The organism is Roseburia sp. AF02-12 (genome assembly GCF_003461765.1).
GTDB lineage: Bacteria > Bacillota > Clostridia > Lachnospirales > Lachnospiraceae > Roseburia_C > Roseburia_C amylophila.
In genome coordinates, this window is sequence record NZ_QTXS01000004.1 from 56366 (window position 1) to 74668 (window position 18303).

An 18303-nucleotide genomic window follows, 5' to 3' on the forward strand; every position below is an offset into this window, starting at 1 on the left:
TCTGCGCCCCTGTTACGCAATAGGGGCATTTTTCGGGTGTTTTTCCCGGCTCTTGACTTGGGGAAAATGAGGATTTTCAAATAGAAACCGCCCCGATGAACCATTCCTCGTCCGGGCAGCTCCTATCGCGTGATTTCCGTTTTTTCCGGCTCTTGACCGTCAAACATAGACTAGCTCAAACTTGGCAATTTCCTCCGCTTGCGCCCTGCAAGCGTTCATCAGTCCCACCCATTTCATGGGGTCGGTAGCTTTGAGTGCTTCGGTAGCTCCCGCGCTCCTTGCAAGCTGCGGCATGATAAGGTCAATCCGGCTCCGGGCGGCTTCGTCAATCTCGGCGCAATGCTCATGCAGCTTCTCATTTGCGACAAGGGCGGTGTAGAGGTCGGGGCGGTACTGTTCAAGGTAGGCTTTCCGCAACCGCCCGTAATGCCCGATATACGGGCGCGGGGCGGCGGGGGTGTTGCCATTGTCAATGAGTATTCTCATGCTATGAGTTCTCCTTTCTCGGTGGAAGCAGCAGGTAATTCAAGAGCTTCCTGCTGTTCTTTCTCCCGTTCCTGTTGCTCTTTCCATTGTCTGCGCTTCTTCTCCATATAGCGGCGGTTATACTCGGCTTTCTTCGCCCTGCGTCGTTCCTGTTCCGCTAATGCTGCCTTTTCTTCCTCTGTTAGTTCAATTTCTTTGCGCGGGATTTCTACCTTGCCGATAAAGTTAAAGAAAATCTCGACTTCCTGTGTACGGCTTGCGCCTTTGCCCTCGGCTTGATGAACAAGGATTTTTTCAACAAACTCATTTATCATTGCGGGGGTGAGTTCGGAAAAATCCGTATATTTTTTGACAAGGGCAAGAAACTTCTCGGCATTGACGGTTTCCCTGCTTATGCGGTCAAGCTCCTGCTGGTCTTGTGTGATACTATCGGTCAAGCCCTCTAACTCGGCTTCAAAATCATGCAACATTTGTTCAAAGAGCTTGTCTGAAAGCCGCCCATTTACATTGTCCTCGTAGAGCTTGCGAATTAAGCGGCTCAATTCGTCGGTGCGCTTTTCGCTGCGCTGTTTCCTCTGTCGGATAGCTTTAGCCGCTTTTGCCTGTCTGTCCTCGGAAGCGGAACAGACTTGCGCCATAAACTCGGCTTCGTTGTTCTGTGCATAGTCGCAAACTTCCTTTATCGCTTCAAGCAGTAATTCATTAACAACGGCAGTACGGATAAGGTGTGTGGTGCAATAATCATCAAAGTGTTGATTGCCTAAATCATAACGGGAACAGTTGTATTCGTCGCGGTCTGGACGTTTCTTTCCAGTTGGTCGCCCTGCCCAATCCCGCGCATTGCCAGCCTTGCCCCTGTGGTTATACATCTTCGCCCCGCAATCAGCACAGAACATCAAGCCTGTTAAGGGATTTGCTGTGCCTATGGTATCTGTCCTACGGATTGTCTTTCGCAAGGTCTGAACGCGCTCCCATGTTTCCTTGTCAATAATTGCTTCCTGCGTATTCTCAAAAATGACTAAATCCTCTTTTGGTGTCATTTTGGAGTGTTTGTCCTTGTAGCTCTCCTTATAAGTCCGAAAGTTTACCGTATGCCCGATATATTCCGGCTTGGATAGAATATCTGCAACTGTGCCGCCGCGCCATGTGTATGGCTCGTCGGGGTTGTAACTGGTTTTATGTTTGCCTAAACCGCGCTGTGCAAGGTAGTAGGACGGTCTTTCAACTTTTTCCGAAGCAAGAATACGAGCGATTTCATACGGGCCTTTTCCCTCTATCGCCATGCGGTAAATCCGGCGAACAACCTCGGCGGCTTCATCATCAACAATCCAATGGTTTTTGTCGTTAGGGTCTTTCTTGTACCCATAAATACCAATGGAATTAGTGTGTATGCCAGACATTCCCTTTGCCCGGAGAACGCTTTTGATTTTGCGGCTTGAGTCCCGAACATACCACTCATAGGCAATTTCCTTTCCCTGAACGCAAAAAAGCCCGTCCAGAATAGATTGTATTTCTCTAATCTGAACGGACTCTTCCGACAGGCCTGATATCACAGACAAGAATATCGTGTTTTGTTTCACTGCTTTTCCTAATTTTACACCCCAAAGCTCATCCTACACTGTAGTTAATCCGTCCGGGTGACAGACTAGAAAATGTGAATCAGTGACAAGCATCCATCCCCGCTGACAAAATCAGTATATTTAACCCTGTTTCGCTGACAAATTTGTCACTGAAATTGCAATTCTGCATGAAAAAAGCGGCAATGAAACTATCTTCATTACCGCTAAAAATGAGCGTCTCCTATAGGAATCGAACCTACAATAGAGTCTTAGGAGGACCCCGTTATATCCATTTAACTAAGGAGACAAATGCCGTATTTTCGGGCTTCTCAGCTCTTTTGGCTCCGGCTGCCATATCTATGAATTCAATCACTCTTGTGATGAATTTCCATTGTATCTTATTTTGACATTCAGGTCAATCCCTGTTGGAATCGAACTCTGACTTATCACTTCTCAGCTTCCATAAGTCTCAACCATGATTGAACCTTAGGAGGCACTTGTTATATCCATTTAACTATGAGAACTAATATTACCTAATAATTTACTTTTCCCTGCATCCAGATGACTCCCTTAAATCTTCTGCCAATTGCAGGTTCACCCAGAAGGTCTTTTTCATTGATGCAGACATCATATATCAAATCGTTACAGTCCAGTGTAAGCAAACAGATTTTATCACCTGTCATCTTATTATTCTCCATCCTGTAATCTACAATTTCACCTAAAATGGAATACTGGTCACTTTCGATTCCGTATGGCATAAAATAAGAATCTACAATACTTAAGATATCCTCGTTAGCTATCCGTCTTGACAACATGGAATAAGTATCAATATCTTCCAGTGTAAGATTTTCAATGGCATCCTCGTCTCCCTCTCTTGCAGCTGCAATGAGGTAATTACGGTCCTGACTGTTTTTCTTTGTATTCTGGATCTGCTTTTCATTTTTGCTGATTGGCATAATGATTTTTCCATTTAATGACAATGCACTTAATGTAGCGGACATTGGACGCATCTTCGGATTTCTGTGATGCTCGGATAAATATTCTGCAACATTCTGTAAATAGAAAATCAATGTAACGCCCAGCTTCATTTCGTCACAGACACCGGCATAAGATTCTTTTTCGGAATGCTTCTCTATCTCTATCTGCTCCTGGGTCGTGATTCCGTCACCCTCTACATACGGGTAATAGTATTCAGTATGAAAGGTTCCATCTTCTGCATATTCTCCGCAAACACGGATTCCAGCTCCCGGTGCAATCTCTTTCGTCATTTCTACAAATTCATTTCCCATGGAATCTTCTGAGACTTCAATTCTATCCGGGGATGAAACGATTTTATCCGTGAGTTTCTCTATATCAGATTTTTTCATATTGTTCTGAAATCCAATTGCTCTTAAATAGCTATGCACGAATCTGTTCTTCCTTCCTTGAAATACCATCTGAAAACCTAAAACAGGCATACCCTATTATATAGTATGCCTGTCATTTTTACAATCTGCTTTCTGCAAATTTATTCATTAAATTTATTCATCTTTTGATTTCATTGCCATTTCTAAAGCTTCTTTTTCTTCTTCGGAAAGTGCAATAATAGAATTTCCATCAATAATTTCCTTAATATACGTATAGCAGCCTTCTCTGCTATGCATTGCATTGATGATATATCCGTCATTGCGCTCATTCAACATTGCAAGGGAAAAGCTCAGCTTTCCACCCATCTCATTAAAGGCATCATATTTTACAAGCCCAAGCTTCTGGAATGTAAAACGTAAAGTAGCAAATATATCTTCGATATTTTTCTTATTTGCCTTGTTAGATGCAACCAGATCATCTATTTCATCTAAACGCTCTTTCAATACATCTTCCAGCGTCCTGGCATCTTTTCCGGACATGAACTTTTTATATTTCTTTTTTAACTTACTCATCTGGACGATATTTACAATGGTAACTATGAAAAGTATCAATACCAGTGCTGCCAGTCCTACTATTACATAATCGGAATCAATTCCTAAATATTCTGAAAAAATCATGTTGTTATCCTCTTCTCTTAATTACAAACAAATGTTCTATTTTCTAATACTTTCGATTAATTCATATATTCTTGTTAATTCATCCGGGGAATAATATTCGATTTCAATTTTTCCCTTCATAGAATCCTTCTGATTAATGATAACCTTTGTTCCAAGTATTGTTTTCATTTTTTCTTCTGCTTCCTGGTAAACAGCATCCAGTTTTTTCTTTTCCGGATTCACCTCTTTTGCAGGTGCATTCTTCTGTTTCTGCATTTTCTTTACCAGCTTTTCAGTATCTCTTACACTGATTTTCTCATCGAAGATTTTCTGTGCAAGTGTATACTGTTTTTCTTCATCAGTGATTCCAAGTAAAGCTCTCGCATGCCCGGTAGAGATCATATCGTCAATTACCATCTGCTGCACTTTATCACAAAGTTTTAAAAGCCGCATGGAATTAGTAACTGCAGTTCTGCTCTTTGATACTCTCTCCGCAACTTCATCCTGTTTCAGATTGAATTCATTTAAAAGGCGTTTATATGCAATTGCCTCTTCAATTGGATTTAAGTTTTCCCGCTGGATATTCTCAATCAGGGAAATCTCTACGATTTCCTGTTCCGTTAAATCTTTGATGATTACAGGAACTTTCTTTAATCCTGCCATCTTTGCTGCTCTCCATCTTCGCTCACCGGCAATGATTTCGTAATAGTCTTTCCGGTCTACTACCAGAAGCGGCTGCAAGACACCAAACTGTTTGATAGACTCTGATAATTCTAATAATGCATCTTCATCAAAATTCTTTCTCGGCTGTTCTTTATTTGGTTCTACTTTATTGATATTTACCATGACTTCATTTTTTGCATCTGTCTTCTCATTGGATGTTCCAACTTTATCTGCAATCAATGAATCCAAACCTTTTCCCAATCCACCTTTTCTTGTTGCCATTTAGATATCCTCCCTGTCAATTACTTCTTTTGCAAGAAGTCTGTAGCTTTCTGCTCCCGCTGACTTGCTGTCGTATAGATTAATTGGAAGACCGTGACTTGGTGCTTCTGCTAATCTTACATTTCTTGGAATGATTGTTTTATAAATTGTTGTATGTAAATTATTTTTTACATTATCTACTACTTCATTAGAAAGATTTGTCCTGGAATCATACATAGTAAATACAACTCCTTCCATCTTCAAATCTGGATTCAGTCTTTCCTGTACCAGGTCAATGGTATGAATCAACTGGCTGATTCCTTCCAATGCATAATACTCACACTGAATTGGAACCAATACGGTATCTGCTGTTGTCATAGCATTTACTGTCAGCATATTCAAAGATGGTGGACAATCAATAATAATAAAATCATAATCGTCCCGGATATAATCTACTGCATTTTTTAAAATATACTCTTTATCATTGATTCCCAAAAGTTCAATCTCTGCTCCGGACAAGTTTACATTAGATGGAATCAAAGTCAGATTTTCAATCTCTGTTTTATGAATACTTTCACGAATTGTACATTCATCCAGCATTAATTCGTAAACAGTATTTTCTAAATCATCTTTATCAACTCCCAATCCACTGGTAGTATTTCCCTGCGGATCCAAATCTATTGCCAATATTTTTTTTCCGGCTTCTGCCAGACATGATGACAAATTAATAGACGTTGTGGTTTTACCAACTCCGCCTTTCTGATTTGCTATTGCTATTATTCTTCCCATATTATTTTCCTTTCTGTCTCTTTCATCATTGAAACATAAATTTCAGTTTTCTATTATTTCTCTGTACCGAACTTGTTTTATTATAACACTATAACACTTTCATTTCCAGTAAATCCATGTAGAAATGAAAGTAATTTTTTCTGTTATTTTCTCTGTTTTTACTTCTATTTATTGCATTCTTATATCATACAATGTTTCCTTAATATTTATATAAATATGTGTTTTTTATTGCTGCTTATATAAACTATGAGAAACACACTTTTCAAGTTTCTTATGTAAATTTGAACAAAGAATTTGTTTTTGGCACATTCTCGTGCCTGAGGCGGTCGCTTGCAATATCTACCTTATATGCCGCAGTGTGCATCCTCGCGGAGCGTTTTTTTGCTTTATAGAAAAGCAATTTCCTGTAAAGCAAAAAAATGTTTCACGTGAAACATGAAACATTTTCTTTCATAATATAGTAGACTAATTTTTTTATTCATACTAAATATTGTATCTATTTTATGTTTCACGGACGTTCTTTTACTAATGTTTCACGTGAAACATTTTATCAAAATACCTCTATTATGTTGTATATCAATTACTATTTATTCTAACTTATCTTATTTCGAATAGCGAATACTGCAGCCTGTGTTCTATCTTCCACATCTATTTTTCTAAATATATGGGAAATATGATTTTTTACTGTTCGTTCACTGATTGTCAACTCATCAGATATTTTCTTATTGCTACATCCTTCTGAAATCAATCGAAGTACATCTAGTTCTCTCTTAGTCAGACATTCTATTTTTTCTTTATCTAAAGCATAATCTTCCATACTTTCATTTAGTGCAGGAAGAAGACTTGGCTGAATATAAGTATTTCCAGAAATAACCACATCAATTGCTTCTTTTAATTCATCATAACTGGAATCCTTTAATAAATATCCATCAATGCCGATATCAACAGCTTTCAATAAATATTCGACTTCATTATGTACTGTTAATATCAATACCTTTACTGGAATTTTATTCTGTTTTATATATTCTAATACTTCAATGCCATTTTTCTTAGGCATATTTTTATCTAATAAAAGTATATCTGGATGAATCTTCTTATTTAATAAATTCAGACATTCTTCACCATCATTTGCCTCTGCAATTACTTTCATCGTACCATCCAGTTCCAGTAATTGTTTCAAGCCTTCCCGAATCATCGTATGATCATCTGCTATGATTATTTCTATTTTATCTTTCACTTTACTCATTTTCTTCCTCCTCAACAAAGTTTGGTACACGAATACTTATTGTAGTACCCTTTCCTTCTTCACTTTTTATCTGAATCTCACCTGATAAAAGATGAACTCTTTCTTTCATAATAGATAAACCAAAACCGGAATTTTTTGTTTTTGCAACTTTCTTTTTTGTATTAAATCCAATACCATCATCTTCAATTACAAGTGAAATATCATTTTCAGTATATTCTAATACAACACATATTTCTTTTGCATCAGCGTATTTCAATGCATTCGTGCATGCCTCCTGCATAATTCTTAATAAAGACAATGCAACAACAGGTTTCACGTGAAACGGTTTTCCTATTATAATATATTCTATCTTCCGGTTCCACTCCTGCTCAATTTTTGCAATAGCATGTTTCAGTGTTACATCTATTCCTATATCATCTACTGACATTGGTCTGAGGTTATATATCATTTTCCTTGTATTGCTTATCACATTGCGAATATTATCAAGTACATTTGATAATTCCATTTTACAACGCTGCGAATCCATATCCATTACACGCATAGAAAGTTCTATCTTATGAAGCATACTGGTAAGATCTTGTACTGTAGAATCATGTAAATCTCTTGCAATGCGCTGTCGCTCCATTTCCTGTGCTTCTAATAACTGAATCTTATATTCTGCATTATCTTCTTCCTGATATTGCTGGGCAATTGTCTCCTTTTCCCTCTCACATTGAATAATAGATTGACACTCTTCCAAACGACGTTGTACATCATATAACTTGTTCTGTAATTCAGACTTTTCTCTAATAATATTTTTCTGCTGTACTTTTAGCTCATTAATTTTTTCCTTATTACGGGCATTCACTGTTCTTGGAGTAAACGCTTCATAATTTGGATCATTTATTTCATCCAGAAGTTCAATAAATTTTATATTTTCTTTTTCTGTATTTTCTAAAGAAATAATTTTCTTTTCTGTCTCTCTCTTTTGATCTATCAGTTCCTTCTGAATTTTCTCCAGATATTCTCTAATCATAGCCCCTCCTAGAACATATGTTCTTATGTGGTATACATAATAATTGTAAACTATTTTTTTCTATCTGAAAAGTCTTATTCTATGATTTTAATTGTAAAGCAGCATATTTTTGTTTATAATAAAAGTATCATAAACTTTAGGGAGGAATTACGATGAACAGGAATCTGAAAAAAGTAATCGGCATCACTACTACTGCTGTTGCCGGCATGTATATTATAAATAGAATTGTAGATTATACTGCAGGACAAAAAAATCTTTTAACTACCGAAGAAGGAAATATATATCACTGGAAAAATGGTGACGTCTTCTATACTGTTTCCGGTAAAGGAACTCCGGTTGTTCTAATTCATGAACTGAATCCTGCTTCTTCTGCCAAAGAATGGAGTAAGATTGTACACCGCCTGGAAAAGAAACATACCGTCTACACTATCGACCTGCTTGGCTGCGGCCGTTCTGAAAAACCGGGTATTACCTATACCAACTTCCTATATGTACAGCTAATTAATAATTTTATCCACGACATTGTAAAAGAAGCGGCAAATATAGTCGTAACCGGTATATCTTCTTCTTTCGTCATTATGGCACAGGCAATGGAGCCGGATAACTTTAAAAAAATTATTCTGGTTAATCCATCTGACATCAATATTATCAGGGAGATGCCTACAAAAGAAACAAAGGCTGCCAAAACTATTTTAGAGATTCCAATTCTTGGTACCTTTATCTATAACCTGATTATGCATCACAAGAGAATCCGCAATTACATTGAAAGTAAGTATATCTTCAAGAAAACATTCCTTTCATCCAAATTAGAAGATACTTACTTTGAATCTGCACACAAAGGAAACAGTGCCGGAAAATATCTGCTTGCCAGCACCAAAGGAAATTATGTCAATATTGATATCACCAATGCTGTGAAAAAAACAGACAATCTCTACATCATTTCCAGTAGAGAAAGAAATAATGCCGTAGCTATTACAGAAAAATATCTTCACTTAAATAAGAATATTGAAGCAACCTACATTTCCAATTCCAGATATCTTCCCCAGCTTGAAACGCCGGATAAATTTAAAGATATTGTTTTAATGTTCTTACAATAATAAAACCAGTCATTGAAAACAACGTATAAATATTTAAAGGATAACAAACGAAAATTTGTTATCCTTTTTATTTACGCGAGTAGCGAGAAAAATCGCATGCTTGCATGCAGATTTGGCGAGCACCGCGATAACTCGAGAAACTCGCAAAGCGTGTTTCTCGTAGTTTACTCAACTATCGAGAAAAATTATAGTAGAAAAGAAGAAACCAATCATGTTTTCTGTAGTTTAATCTAATTTTAATTTTTTACTTTAAAGGGCTTTTTAATGGAGTTCCAGCCTTACGTGGATATATTTTTGGTGTTGCATGAACCTTATGAATTACAACAAAAGAACGTTTAATGTCACTATCCGGCAGTGTAAAGTGAATTACATCCTCTATCTCGCCGCCCAGCACGAAAACTGCCTTCTTTGCATCCTTCAGCTCATCTTCCACCTCTCCAGACTTATAAGAGATAAATTTGCCGCTTATGTGGATAAATGGTAGGCAATATTCACTTAACGTGGATAAATTAGCAACTGCTCTGGAAACACATAAATCAAAGGATTCCCGATAATCTTTTCTTTTAGAAAGCTCCTCTGCTCTTCCATGAACCGTTTCAATATCCTTCAGATTAAGTGCTTCCATAACTTCATTTAAGAATAATAACCTTTTATTCAAGGAATCCGCCAGAGTAATCTTAAGCTCCGGAAACATAATCTTAAGTGGGATTCCAGGAAAACCGGCTCCGGTTCCCAAATCCAATAAAGTAAGCGGCTTCTTTAAGTCCATCACCTGGCAAAGAGAAATACTGTCTAAAAAATGTTTCTCCACAACATCCTCAAATTCTGTGATTGCAGTAAGATTCATTACTTTATTCTTTTCTACCAGCATTTCATAAAAAGTCAGGAACTGCTGCTCTTTCTCTGCAGTAAGTTCTAAATTCCACTCCGATAGAATATTTCTCATTTTTGTAAAATCATATGCCATAAAATATCCTCATTCTTCTCATTATTCTTCCTATTTTTTTATCTGTTCCATATAGACTAACAACATCGTAATATCTGCAGGTGATACACCGGAAATTCTTGAAGCCTGTCCAATGGAAACTGGACGATAAAGCTTTAACTTCTGTCTTGCTTCGATACGAAGGCTGTCTACTGCATCATAATCGAAATCATCCGGAATTTTCTTATTCTCTAATTTTTTAAAATGCTCCACCTGTTTAATCTGACGTTTGATATATCCATCATACTTAATATTAATATTAACCTGTTCCTGTACTTCTTCCGGAAGTTCTGGTCTGTCTTCATCAATTGGAGCAAGTTTTTCATAATCCAGTTCCGGTCTGCGAATCAGTTCGGTAAGACGGGTTCCGGTATTCAAAGGAGTACTTCCATATTCCTCTAAAAGTTTCTGCACATTCTCTTTAGCACCGATTGTTACTGACTCTACCCGGTTTATTTCATCCTGAATTAATTTTTCTTTTTTTACTACCCAGTCATATCTTTCCTGAGAAATGAGTCCGACCTGATAACCATATTTACTAAGACGAAGGTCTGCATTATCCTGACGCAGTAACAGACGATACTCGGCACGGGATGTCATCATCCGATATGGTTCATGATTCTCCTTTGTAACCAGATCATCGATTAACACTCCGATATAGGACTCGGAACGATGCAATACAAGCTGCTCCTTCTCTTTTACATATAAAGCTGCATTGATTCCGGCAACAATACCCTGGGCTGCAGCTTCTTCATAGCCGGAACTTCCGTTAAACTGGCCGCCGCTGAACAATCCCTTGATATTCTTAAACTCCAGAGTAGGTAACAACTGGTTTGGATTGATACAGTCGTACTCAATAGCATATGCATTTCTTACAATCTTCGCATGCTCCAGTCCCGGAACCGTATGATACATTTCATATTGAACATCCTCTGGCAGGGAACTGCTCATTCCACCGACATACATTTCATTGGTATTTAAGCCTTCCGGCTCCAAAAATACCTGATGTCTTTCCTTATCGGCGAATTTTACCACTTTATCCTCAATGGAGGGGCAATATCTAGGACCCGTTCCTTCAATAACACCAGCATAGATTGGTGAACGGTCGAGATTTGCACGGATAATCTCATGAGTTTTCGGATTTGTATAGGTAAGCCAGCAGGATGCCTGCTCTATCTGAACACTTTCCGGGTCTGTAGTAAAGGAAAATGGTACTACTCTCTCATCACCGGTCTGCTCGGTCATTTTACTGAAATCAATACTATTCTTATCCATTCTTGCCGGAGTTCCTGTCTTAAAGCGGAACATTTCTACTCCATGGGCTTTTAAAGAATCTGTAAGATGATTAGCAGGCTGTAACCCATTCGGTCCTGTATAATTAATCACATCTCCATAGAGACATCTTGCCCGAAGATAAGTTCCGGTACACAATACAACAGCCTTACTGTGATAAATTGCTCCGGAAAATGTTTTAATGCCGGCAATCTTATTATCTTCTGTGATAATTTCAGATACTTCCGCCTGTCTTATGGTAAGATGTTCAGTAGACTGCAACGTTTTCCGCATTTCCATACTATAAGATGCCTTATCTGCCTGGGCACGAAGAGAATGCACTGCAGGACCCTTAGATTTATTTAACATCTTCGACTGAATAAATGTTTTATCAATATTAATTCCCATTTGTCCACCCAAAGCATCAATTTCACGAACCAGATGTCCCTTGGAGCTTCCACCAATGTTAGGATTACAAGGCATCATCGCAATACTGTCTACACTTACTGTAAATATAATGGTTTCGAGTCCCATTCTGGCACAGGCAAGTGCTGCTTCACAACCTGCATGGCCTGCTCCAACCACACACACATCATATGTCTCTTCGATTACCGACATTTCATTATCCTTCTTTCTATCTAAATATAATTATTTACCCATACAGAATTTACTGAAAATCTCATTAACCAGATCATCTTCTACTGCTTCTCCGATAATAGTACCCAGTTCTTCATAAGCATTCATAAGGTCAATGGAATAAAAATCTTCCGGCATTCCATTTTCTACACTCTGTTTTACTAACTTTAAGCTCTCTACTGCCTGAATCAATGCGTTTTTATGTCTAATGTTAGTAATATATACTTCATCGTTAAATGAAATCGTTCCATGGAAAAACATTTCCGTAATGGTTTCTTCTAATACATCAATTCCAAGATTTTCTTTTGCAGAAATAGCTATCATCTTATGATCTGCACCGGATAATTTTTCTTTGATCTCATCTTCTCCGGTTACCTGGATTAAATCAGATTTGTTCAATAAAATGATGGCTTTCTTCTCCCGGATGGCATCTATAATCTTTTCGTCATTTTCATCCAATGCAGTAGAAGTATCCACTACATAGATAATAAAATCAGCTTTATCCACAAGGGATAGTGCTTTATCCACACCAATCTTCTCTACCACATCCTCAGTACTTCTGATTCCAGCGGTATCCATGATATTAAGCGTAATGCCATTTAAATTAATCTGCTCTTCCAATACATCACGAGTAGTTCCAGCAATATCCGTTACAATTGCCCGCTCTCTTCCTACCAGCGCATTTAATAAAGAAGATTTTCCGGCATTCGGCTTTCCGACGATCACTGTATTAATACCTTCCTTTAAAAGGCTGCCATTTTCCGAAGATGCAATCATCTGATTCATCTTCTGCATCAGTTTCTCTATTATAATAAGAAGATTCTCTCCATATCCATCAATACTGATATGCTCCGGATCATCTAAAGCAGACTCAATAAATGCAATCTCATGTATGATTTTACCACGAATTTCTTTGATTTTCCCTGTAAGAGCTCCGTTTAACTGCTGCATGGAGCTTTTCAATGCAAAATCATTTTTTGAAGAAATGACATCCATGACAGATTCTGCCTGGCTTAAATCAATACGACCATTCAAAAATGCACGCTTGGTAAACTCTCCCGGTTCTGCCGGTCTTGCTCCATTTTTCAGCACTACTTCTAAAATACGCCGCATCACAAGTGTTCCACCATGGCAGTCAATTTCTACTGTATCTTCTCTGGTATAACTGTTCGGTGCCCGCATCAGAAGAACCATTACTTCATCTATTATTTCATCTTCATCATAAATATGGCCATAATGAATCGTATGACTCTTGCACTGTGATAATAGCTTGTTTCCTTTTTGTGACCGGTATATCTTATCAATTACATCAAAAGCATCTTCTCCACTGATACGGATAATTCCAATTCCTGAATTCGTCATGGCGGAAGCAATTGCTGCAATAGTCTCTGTTTTCATAGAAATCTCCTTAATATAAGAATTCTTATATTATCTGTGTAATATATAAGAGTTATAAAACGGTATAATTATATCATTTTATAACTCTTATGAAATCATTTTCTTATAAAATTTTTAAATTATTTTTTTAATGTAACAACTACATGACGGAAAGGTTCTTCTCCCTCGCTGTGGGTTTCTACATATCTGTCACCCTGCAATGCAGAATGAATCACTCTTCTTTCAAATGGATTCATTGGCTCTAAAGATACCGGACGTTTTGTTCTCTTAACCTTATATGCAATATTCTTTGCAAGATTTTCCAGAGTATCTTTTCTTCTCTGGCGGTAATCTTCGGTATCAAGCTTAACTTTGATATATCCATCCGAATGTTTATTAACAGCAAGATTTGTAAGATACTGAAGAGAATCTAAAGTCTGTCCTCTCTTGCCAATCAGCAGTCCCATTTCTTTACCGCTTAATTCTACTTCATAAACCTTATCATCTTCTGCTTTCTTAATATCAATGGTAACTTCCATATTCATAGCAGAAAATACATTTTCCAAAAACTCACGGATATTATCTACCGTATCATTCTTCTTCCGTGCCCTGATGATTGCAGGTTTACTCTTGATACCAAGAAATCCGGTAGAACCCTTCTCAATAACTTCTACCTCAATCTTGTCACTGGTAGTTCCAAGCTTAATCGAAGCCTCTGTAATTGCATCATCCACTGTTTTTGCTGAAACTTCAATAAATTCCATTGTATATTACCCCCTCTATTTATTGTTTCTTTCATTGAATTCACGTACTCTGTTAGCTTTAGAAGCAAGGCTTCCTGCTTTTGCATTACTTCTTACCTCTGCTGCATGCTCTAAAGCTTCTTCCTTTTCTTCTTTTGTCATAGTACCTGATTCAATAACATTTGCTTTTGTACTCATCTTTGCTGCATTAGCAATCTGATTTTCAATCAGACCCATTTTCTTTTCACGCTTTGCTTTTGCTTTTTCCTGATTAGCTTTCATAATAGCATCCCAGTCCATCTTATCAAGACGTTTGTTGATACCCCACTGCTGGATACTACGAACCAAAGCACTTGCAATCCAGTAAATACCAAGACCAACCGGTACAGTGAAACACATTACAAATGAGAATAAAGGCATCATAAGATTCATGGTTTTCATCTGCTGTGCCATTGCATCATTTTCACCGGTAGAAGCGGTAGGCATTAATTTAATATTTAATCTCTGTGTCAGGAAAGAAATAACCGGAATCATTAATGCACCAATAGCAAGTAAATAAGCTCCTGACTTAAAGCCTGTTGTCATAATATTCCATGGGCTGTTTGAAATGTTAAGTCCAAGGAAATAGTTTAACTTCTCTAAGGATTTCTCAGTTGCATCCAGATTGGTAAGATTACCAAATACTTTTGTTAACTCACCCCATCCGGAAGTATTCATCTTATATAAAACATCAACAATATAATTATGAAGAACATTTGTATCCGTAGCAGTAAAATCAACAGATAAACCTGCAATTTTAATTTTATCAACAAAGCTTGTCATCTTATCCGCAAAGCCATCAACAGACATAATCTCTGTTACAAGAGCAGAAAACTTCTCTTTTACAGCCGGTACATATGCCGGTACATTTAAAAATACACGATATAAAGCAAACAGAATCGGCATCTGGATTAACATCTGGATACAGCTTCCGGTCGGTGAAACACCATATTTCTGGTAAACCATCTGTGTCTCTTCCTGCATCTTCTGCATGGAAACCTGGTCTCTTTTGCCATTATATTTCTTCTGGATAGCCTGAAGCTCCGGATTCATCTTCTGTGAAAGCTTTGAGAACTTCTGCTGTTTATAGGTTAATGGAAAAAGACATGCATAAATAATCAAAGTTAAGATAATAATGCAAAGTCCGATATTTTCTATTCCAAACAAACTATTCAGTACATAATAGATTCCATTCATAATCCATCCTAAGACCTTTGCAATCGGTCCGAGAATCTTACCATTGTACTGAGTTAAAATGATTTCTGACACTTAACGTACCTCCTAATCATGGAACCGGGTCATATCCGCCTTTTGAAAAAGGATTACATCTTAATATCCTCCAGAGAGCCAGTGCTCCCCCCTTTACTGCACCATACTTTTCCACGGCAATCAGACCATAAGTAGAACAGGTCGGGCAATAAGGGCACTTTGTTGTTTTCATTGGTGAAAGATATTTTCTATAAAATTTAATGATTGCAATTAAAATTTTTTTCAAAATCATTCCATCTTCTTTTCGATATTATCTTTAAATAATTCCATGAAGATTCGAAAGATGCAGCAATGAACTCTTTAACTTGTGATAACCTTCATTTTTTGCTGACACCCTTACGATGACTACAATGTCCCAACCACTATGAAACATCTCTTCGTGCAGTCTGTAACTTTCTCTTAATAATCTCGTCAGATGATGTCTTACTACACTATTTCCTACTTTTTTACTGACGGAGATTCCAATTCGATTCGATTCCAAACCATTTTCCAGAACATACATCACCAGATACTTGTCCGCATAAGACTTACCATTGCGATATACATTCTGGAAATCTTTGTTTTTCTTCAATGAGTCCATTTTTCAATCCTTAAAAAAGTCTTGTAATAAGAAGAAAAAGACCACAAAAGTTGTGGCCTATGCTGATAATTTCTTTCTTCCTTTTAATCTTCTTGCAGCCAATACTTTTCTTCCGCCTGCTGTACTCATTCTTTTACGAAAACCATGAACTTTATTTCTCTGTCTGTTTTTTGGCTGAAATGTCATCTTACCTTTATGCATAATAATCCACCTCCTCTATGCTAGAAAACATCAGTACAATTATAACAAAAAAACCTGTCAAGTCAAGTAAAACCTGCATTTTTCGGTAATTAATTTTTACACTACAATATATATAAGGAAGAAACTATTTTCAATCTATATCTAGTATCCATTTTCTTCCTTCCATACCATAAAATTTATATATCAAAATTTTATGCACAGGTTATCCACAATTGTTCATAACCTGTGCATAACCTGTAGATAATTTAAGGATAACTTGTTGTTAAAATGACCTTGCCTTAATTTTGAATAGCTTTTTCCGCTAAAATAAAGGCTTTTTTATCCACTTTATTCACATTAGGCTTATCACCTACACCTTTAAAAGTTCTCATTGATAATTTGCCCCATTTAGTTTATTATTAAAAGAGTAGGATTCTATATAATGCTATAAATATGAGAAGCTTTAAAAAAGCTTAAATAATAGAAACATGGAGATTTTTATGGAACAGATCATTGAAAAATGGGAAGAAATTTTAAGAACTGTCAAGGAAGAGCATGAACTTACTGACATTTCTTTTAAAACCTGGTTGGAACCACTTAAGGTATTTGATGTCAAAGACAATACTTTATACATACTGGTACCGGACGAACAGATGGGGCTTAACTACATTACCAAGAAATACACTCTTCCTCTTAAAGTAGCAGTCGCTGAAATTATTGGAAAGGATTACGAAATCGAATTTGTACTGCCGGAGCAGGCAAAATCCATGCGTACACCAAAACCAATGGCTTTCGTAAATACAGAAAGTATTGACAAATCCAGTTTGAATCCAAACTATACCTTCGATACTTTTGTTGTTGGAAATAATAACAAACTGGCTCATGCAGCTTCACTGGCTGTTGCAGAATCTCCGGGAGAAGTCTATAACCCACTCTTTTTATATGGAGGCGTAGGACTTGGTAAAACACATTTGATGCATTCCATCGCACATTTTATCCAGTCCAATAACCCAGATGTGAAGATTTTATACGTTTCTTCGGAAACTTTTACCAATGAACTGATTGAAGCCATCCGAAATGGCAATAATACAGCTATGACAAAATTCCGTGAGAAATATCGTAATATCGATGTACTTTTAATCGACGATATCCAGTTTATTATAGGAAAAGAAAGTACACAGGAAGAATTTTTCCATACCTTTAATGAGCTTTATCTTGCTAAGAAACAGATTGTTATTTCTTCTGATAAGCCGCCAAAGGATATGGAAACATTAGAAGAACGTATCCGCTCCCGTTTTGAATGCGGTCTGACTGCTGACATCGGTTCTCCGGATTATGAAACCAGAATGGCAATTCTGCGAAGAAAAGAAGAAATGGATAATTTCCATTTAGATGATGAAATTTTAAAATACATTGCTACTAATATTAAGTCTAATATCAGGGAACTGGAAGGTGCTTTAAATAAACTGCTTGCCTACTCCAATCTTGAACAGACTGAGATTACCATGGAAGTAGCCATGAAAGAGCTTCAGAATATTATTTCTCCGGACAAGCCGAGGGAGATTACTCCACAGCTTATTATTGATGTGGTATGCGAACATTTCCATATTACAAAAGAGCAGATGATTTCTAAAAGCCGCAGCAACGATATTGCAAAGCCGAGACAGATTGCCATGTATCTTTGCAAAAATATGACTGGGGTTTCCTTAGAAAATATTGGAGAACTCTTAGGAGGAAGAGATCATTCTACCGTAATTCATGGTATTAATAAGGTAGAAGCTGAATTACAGACTAATGAAGCAACCGTAAATCTCTTAAATACCATTAAGAAAAAAATTAACCCAAATTAATTTATGCACAGGGTTCTGTTTATAATTTGTGAACTAGCTGTGGAATGGCTTTGGATAACTAATTATGTTAACTTTACATAAAAATTTATTCACTTTTTATTAAGACACAATCCTCAGTCATTTAAACAGGTTATACAGTAACAAAATTCTTTTAAATGCTTATGAATTAAGGGTTGCAGAGGTTATTCACTTATTAACATCCCCTAAGAATAAGACGTTTAATTTCTTTTTAAATATTATATTTATATATGTC

18 protein-coding genes and 1 tRNA gene are annotated in these 18303 nt (G+C 37.0%); 2 read left to right on the forward strand and 17 right to left on the reverse strand.

Annotated features, from left to right (window positions below; translation table 11 throughout):
* Positions 1–159: 159 nt before the first annotated feature.
* The 9 genes from DV740_RS14415 to DV740_RS14455 form a co-directional block, all read right to left on the reverse strand.
* A complete protein-coding gene (locus tag DV740_RS14415; protein ID WP_117465425.1) occupies positions 160–486 on the reverse strand; it encodes a TnpV protein in 327 nt (108 codons plus the stop codon).
* Positions 483–2066: a DUF4368 domain-containing protein gene (locus tag DV740_RS14420; protein WP_242994372.1), complete on the reverse strand. Its 1584-nt coding sequence runs from the start codon at positions 2064–2066 to the stop codon at positions 483–485. The genes DV740_RS14415 and DV740_RS14420 overlap by 4 nt, the downstream gene beginning before the upstream one ends.
* 214 nt (positions 2067–2280) lie before the next feature.
* Positions 2281–2352: transfer RNA gene (locus DV740_RS14425), tRNA-Arg, on the reverse strand.
* Between the two features lie 226 nt (positions 2353–2578).
* Positions 2579–3451, reverse strand: coding sequence for a DUF3881 family protein (locus DV740_RS14430; protein WP_022242309.1), 873 nt, complete (start codon positions 3449–3451; stop codon positions 2579–2581).
* Between the two features lie 114 nt (positions 3452–3565).
* A complete protein-coding gene (locus tag DV740_RS14435) occupies positions 3566–4066 on the reverse strand; it encodes a DUF4446 family protein (protein WP_117699147.1) in 501 nt (166 codons plus the stop codon).
* A gap of 39 nt (positions 4067–4105) precedes the next feature.
* Complete coding sequence (locus tag DV740_RS14440) at positions 4106–4993, reverse strand: ParB/RepB/Spo0J family partition protein (protein ID WP_117947868.1); 888 nt, start codon at positions 4991–4993, stop codon at positions 4106–4108.
* Positions 4994–5761 carry a ParA family protein gene (locus DV740_RS14445; RefSeq protein WP_117842299.1) on the reverse strand — a complete coding sequence of 256 codons (768 nt, stop codon included), beginning with the start codon at positions 5759–5761 and terminating at the stop codon, positions 4994–4996.
* A gap of 592 nt (positions 5762–6353) precedes the next feature.
* Positions 6354–7007, reverse strand: coding sequence for a response regulator (locus DV740_RS14450; RefSeq protein ID WP_118088412.1), 654 nt, complete (start codon positions 7005–7007; stop codon positions 6354–6356).
* Positions 7000–8022: a sensor histidine kinase gene (locus DV740_RS14455; RefSeq protein WP_117947867.1), complete on the reverse strand. Its 1023-nt coding sequence runs from the start codon at positions 8020–8022 to the stop codon at positions 7000–7002. The genes DV740_RS14450 and DV740_RS14455 overlap by 8 nt, the downstream gene beginning before the upstream one ends.
* Before the next feature lie 152 nt (positions 8023–8174).
* On the opposite strand from DV740_RS14455, the gene DV740_RS14460 reads away from it, so the two are divergent.
* Complete coding sequence (locus DV740_RS14460; protein ID WP_118088413.1) at positions 8175–9119, forward strand: alpha/beta fold hydrolase; 945 nt, start codon at positions 8175–8177, stop codon at positions 9117–9119.
* Positions 9120–9363: 244 nt separating this feature from the next.
* Here DV740_RS14460 and rsmG read toward each other — a convergent pair whose 3' ends face one another.
* From rsmG to rpmH, 8 genes are all read right to left on the reverse strand, one after another.
* A complete protein-coding gene (rsmG, locus tag DV740_RS14465) occupies positions 9364–10086 on the reverse strand; it encodes a 16S rRNA (guanine(527)-N(7))-methyltransferase RsmG (protein WP_118088414.1) in 723 nt (240 codons plus the stop codon).
* A 30-nt stretch (positions 10087–10116) separates the two neighbouring features.
* Positions 10117–11994: a tRNA uridine-5-carboxymethylaminomethyl(34) synthesis enzyme MnmG gene (gene mnmG, locus DV740_RS14470; RefSeq protein WP_118088415.1), complete on the reverse strand. Its 1878-nt coding sequence runs from the start codon at positions 11992–11994 to the stop codon at positions 10117–10119.
* A gap of 30 nt (positions 11995–12024) precedes the next feature.
* Complete coding sequence (gene mnmE / locus DV740_RS14475; protein ID WP_118088416.1) at positions 12025–13410, reverse strand: tRNA uridine-5-carboxymethylaminomethyl(34) synthesis GTPase MnmE; 1386 nt, start codon at positions 13408–13410, stop codon at positions 12025–12027.
* Positions 13411–13529: 119 nt separating this feature from the next.
* Complete coding sequence (jag, locus tag DV740_RS14480; protein ID WP_118088417.1) at positions 13530–14153, reverse strand: RNA-binding cell elongation regulator Jag/EloR; 624 nt, start codon at positions 14151–14153, stop codon at positions 13530–13532.
* Positions 14154–14168: 15 nt separating this feature from the next.
* On the reverse strand, positions 14169–15440 hold the full coding sequence (locus DV740_RS14485) for a YidC/Oxa1 family membrane protein insertase (protein ID WP_199534957.1): 1272 nt from the start codon (positions 15438–15440) through the stop codon (positions 14169–14171).
* Positions 15441–15456: 16 nt separating this feature from the next.
* Positions 15457–15672 (reverse strand): membrane protein insertion efficiency factor YidD, encoded by a 216-nt coding sequence (gene yidD, locus DV740_RS14490; protein WP_022242297.1) that lies wholly within the window; start codon positions 15670–15672, stop codon positions 15457–15459.
* Between the two features lie 24 nt (positions 15673–15696).
* Positions 15697–16020, reverse strand: a complete 324-nt coding sequence (gene rnpA / locus DV740_RS14495) for a ribonuclease P protein component (RefSeq protein ID WP_022242296.1) — start codon at positions 16018–16020, stop codon at positions 15697–15699.
* A 57-nt stretch (positions 16021–16077) separates the two neighbouring features.
* Positions 16078–16221, reverse strand: coding sequence for a 50S ribosomal protein L34 (gene rpmH / locus DV740_RS14500; protein WP_022242295.1), 144 nt, complete (start codon positions 16219–16221; stop codon positions 16078–16080).
* Positions 16222–16700: 479 nt separating this feature from the next.
* On the opposite strand from rpmH, the gene dnaA reads away from it, so the two are divergent.
* Positions 16701–18050: a chromosomal replication initiator protein DnaA gene (gene dnaA, locus DV740_RS14505; RefSeq protein WP_118088418.1), complete on the forward strand. Its 1350-nt coding sequence runs from the start codon at positions 16701–16703 to the stop codon at positions 18048–18050.
* The last annotated feature ends 253 nt before the right edge of the window (positions 18051–18303 follow it).